At 63.3% G+C, this 1,083-nt stretch carries 1 protein-coding gene; it reads right to left on the bottom strand.

The annotated features are described in order from the left end of the window. Positions 1-4: 4 nt before the first annotated feature. Positions 5-1,012, bottom strand: a complete 1,008-nt coding sequence (locus tag AWC17_RS10095; protein ID WP_046187397.1) for an IS1595 family transposase — start codon at positions 1,010-1,012, stop codon at positions 5-7. Positions 1,013-1,083 lie beyond the last annotated feature (71 nt).

Genomic DNA, 1,083 nt, shown 5'->3' with positions numbered 1-1,083 from the left:
CGGCCTAGAATTCTCCAAATATGTTGCTAGGCAAGGCTTCTAAAGCAAATTCTTCGTCCAGTTCTTCGTCACGGAGGTTCACTGCGGTGCCACCGATGAGGTCAGCCAGTGGGTGGGGATCGGTGTTGACGCTCTGCTGCAGCAGCCGGTAGAAGAGCAGCCCGCGAGCCCGTGACCTGCGCCGATTGAACCGGAAGGCGAACTCGTCGAGGTAGTACTGCAGGTGCTCGCGTTCCACGCGGTAGTGGTGGGTGCCAGCGTTCCAGCGTTTGAGCAGCGAGGACACGCGGTGGGGTCCGGGCAAGGTGACATGCCCTGGTTCGGGTGAGCTGTACCCGGACACGTACTGGTGGGTGTAGCCCTCCTGGGCCAAGACGCGGAACATACGCGCGCCGTCGGTTCGGATCAGCGAGCCGGGCGCGACGGTGGTCCGGGCGAACTCGACGAGTTGTTTGGACCCAGGCGTATCGGCCACGCCCAGACGCACACGACCCAGCCGAAGTTTCCTATTCACCTGTGTCCCAACATTTTCCACCGCAATCATGACGGGCACCTTGTCCGTCGAGGCGCCCTGCTTGCCGCCAGCGCGGCCCCCGACAAACGACTCGTCGACCTCGACCACACCACCGAGCAGCTCACGGCCGGGGCGCACCATCGCCCGGCGCAGCTTGTGCAGCCACACCCACGCCGTCTCGTAGGACCCCAGCCCCAGCATGTCGTGCAGATTCTGCGCCGACGCCCCGTTTTTCTGCGAGGTCACCAGCCAGATCGCGGCAAACCACGTGCACAACGGCGTACGGGTCCGGTGAAAGATCGTCCCGGCCGTCACCGAAGTCTTGCGCCCGCAACCGGCGCACTTCCAATGCCGCGTCGAGGTCTGCCACGCTTTACCGCCACCACACACCGGGCACCGAAAGCCCTCTGGCCAGCGCAAACGCGCCAGATACGCCGCACACGACGCATCATCGGGAAACCACGCCCGAAACTCCTGATACGTCCGCGGATAATCCATCCCGCCAACCGGACTCACACCAGCAAAATCCACACCGACCAGCGTAAGTCCACTTAAGCAGATAAGCAGTA

Origin of the sequence: Mycobacterium nebraskense (genome assembly GCF_002102255.1) — a bacterium.
Lineage (GTDB): Bacteria > Actinomycetota > Actinomycetes > Mycobacteriales > Mycobacteriaceae > Mycobacterium > Mycobacterium nebraskense.
Note: the sequence above shows the minus strand (reverse complement) of the source record. Positions and strands in the feature narration are given on the sequence as shown.